The organism is Aeromonas sp. L_1B5_3 (assembly GCF_963866575.1).
Taxonomy (GTDB): domain Bacteria; phylum Pseudomonadota; class Gammaproteobacteria; order Enterobacterales; family Aeromonadaceae; genus Aeromonas; species Aeromonas jandaei.
Genome location: NZ_CAWMDN010000156.1, coordinates 1 through 2,584, shown reverse-complemented (window position 1 = coordinate 2,584; position 2,584 = coordinate 1). Strand labels below are relative to the sequence as shown.

Below are 2,584 nucleotides of genomic sequence, written 5' to 3'. Positions count from 1 at the left end.
GCTAATAACATCATGTCGATCAGCCAATAACATCATGCCGATCACTTTTTTTCTGCCCGCGTTTATAGCGTCTTCCTTTTACTCCGCCTGATCGGCATCGGTCAAGTTGGCGCCCTGTTTTCTCATCGATTCTCCCGTTAAGGTCACGCGCACCGCTCTGTGGATCAGTCGGTCCAAGATCGCCTCGGCGAAGGTTGCCTCTCCGATCATCCCGTACCACTTCTCCACCGGCAATTGGCTCGCCACTATCGTTGAGACGTTGCCGTAGCGGGTATCGATGATCTCCAGCAGGTTGCTGCGTTCGCTCGCGTCCAGCATCTCCATGCCCCAGTCATCCAGGATCAGTACCCCTATGTTGCTTACCCGCTCCAGCAGTTTCGGATAGCTGCCATCCGCTTGGGCCAGTCGCATCTCTTCAAGTAGGGTTTTCAGCCGGTAATACCGCACGCCCACTCCTTGCCGGATAAAGTAACGGCCCAGGGCACACGCCAGGTAACTCTTGCCACAGCCTGCCGCGCCCGTTAGCAGCAGGTTTTGTTGATGACTCAGCCAGTGTCCTTCCAGCAGTTGGCGGATCTGCGCTTTGCTCACGCCTCGACCCGCCCGATAGTCGAGCTGCTCCACCTGTCCGGCTAGCCGGAACCGGGCTTGCTTCTCCAGGCGGTTGGTTTTCCTCTGCTCCCGCTGCACCAGCTCATGGCTCAGTAATAGTTGCAGCCGCTCTTCAAAACCCATATCCAGGTACAGCATGCTCTGGGCCTGCTGCTGGTTCAGAGCCTGTTTCATGCCGCTCAAGTGCAGGCGGCTTAGTTGTTCATCGAGGTGTAATTGCATCGGCTTCTCCTGATCCGTGGGGTTAGTGGAAGTAGTGCTCGCCATGGACATTGTCATGACGGATGTCTTGCAGCGGATCCTGTCGCTCGTTGGCAATGAGTTGTTGCTCCTCCAGGCCATGCTTGAGCATGCTGCGGATGTTGTGCAGCCGGTTGGCGCCGGTCAGGTGCCCCCGGAGGCAGGCCGCTTCCAGCCGCTCCTTGCCATAGGTTTTGCTCTGCCCCAGCAAGGCCAGGCAAGGGCGCACCGCTTGCGTCGAATGCTCTGCCTGCCGGATAAAGCCATCCACCCAATGCGTGGTGTAGGGGCCGATGGACGCCGCCCAGCCAAGCAGTCGCTCTGGCGACCACTCCAGCAGTGCCTGATGATGCGCGGGCATGTGTTCACGCAGGCTGCTGTGCTGGCCTTTGTGATGACTCCGCTGGTGTTCGGCCACGATCTTGCCCGCGTGGTACAGCGTGACGGTATGCTCGGCCAGATGCGCCTCCAGCCGCTTGCCCTGCAAGGCATAGGGCACTGAGTAATAGTGCTTTTCCAGATCGACGTGGTAGTCCTTACCAACCAGCACCGGCACTACTTTGGTGTAGTGATAGGGATAATCCGGCAACGGCTTGAGCGCCGGTGCATCGAGCTCGGCAAACAGTGAGGCACGGCAGCCAGGCAGCTTCTGGAAGGATTTCTGGTTGAGCCGGGTCAGCAGTTCACCCATTCGCTGATTGAGCTGGGCCAGGCTATGGAAGGTTTCATGACGCAGCACCGCCAGGATCCAGCGGGTGACGATCTGCACGCCCACCTCCGCCTTGGACTTATCCTTCGGCTTGCGGGGCCGCGCGGGCATGATCGCCGTACCGAAATGGGCCGCCAGCATCTGGTAGGTAGGGTTGAGATCCGGATCGGTATTGCGCGCCACGCTGACGGCACTCTTGAGGCAATCAGGTACCACCAATTGCGGCACACCGCCAAAGAACTCGAAAGCGCGCTTGTGGCTCATCACCCAGTCATCGAGCTGCTGGGAGCGGGTGGCCTCGGCAAAGGTGTAGTTGGAGGCCCCCAGCACGGCGACAAAGATCTGGGCCCGGTAAAGGATCTCGCCGGTATGCGGATCGACAATGGGCATGGTCTGGCCGCAGTAGTCGACAAAGAGTTTTTCGCCCGCAATATGGGTCTGCCGCATCGAGGGTTGCAGCAGCGCCGCCCACTCTTTATAGAGCCGACAGAAGTGGTTGTAGCTGTAGTGGGAGCCTGGATGGCGCTCGGCGTACTCCTGCCATAGCAGCTCGAGGGTCACGCCTTTTTGACCTGGTTTTTTGAGTTCCTGATGCAACAAGGCCCAGTTGGGAGTGGGTTTGTGCTGAGTTTTATGAACAGAGCAGGTCTTGAGAAATGCGCGCTCCAGGGAGACATCATCCCAGGACTCAGACAGGGGCCAGGTCATGATACCCAGTTGAGCCGCCCGGTTGAGGTAATAGGATACGGTGCTAGGAGAGATATGCAGGCTGAGGGCGATCTGCCGATGAGCCAGTTGAGCCTGATATTTAAGGCGAAGAATTTCTTTGAGTTTTCTCACAGTGATAGGCCTCGCAGACATGCACGTTCCTCTGTTGGAGCAGATGGGAAAGTGCGGGTTTAACGAAGCGGGGAGAAAAAGTCACCAATAACATGGATGCCGATCATGGTTTCCCATCGAGGGTAAAAAGTGATCGGCGTGGGATGTTATTGAGTGATCGGCATGGATGTTATTACGTGATCG

Annotated in this window: 2 protein-coding genes; both read right to left on the bottom strand. The window is 57.7% G+C overall.

The genetic code is table 11. The features are described 5' to 3' along the window. Positions 1 to 78 precede the first annotated feature (78 nt). On the bottom strand, positions 79 to 834 hold the full coding sequence (gene istB, locus AACR93_RS20400) for an IS21-like element ISAs27 family helper ATPase IstB (RefSeq protein WP_043851824.1): 756 nt from the start codon (positions 832 to 834) through the stop codon (positions 79 to 81). 22 nt (positions 835 to 856) lie between these two features. After that, complete coding sequence (gene istA, locus AACR93_RS20395; RefSeq protein ID WP_043851823.1) at positions 857 to 2,422, bottom strand: IS21-like element ISAs27 family transposase; 1,566 nt, start codon at positions 2,420 to 2,422, stop codon at positions 857 to 859. Between the last annotated feature and the right edge of the window lie 162 nt (positions 2,423 to 2,584).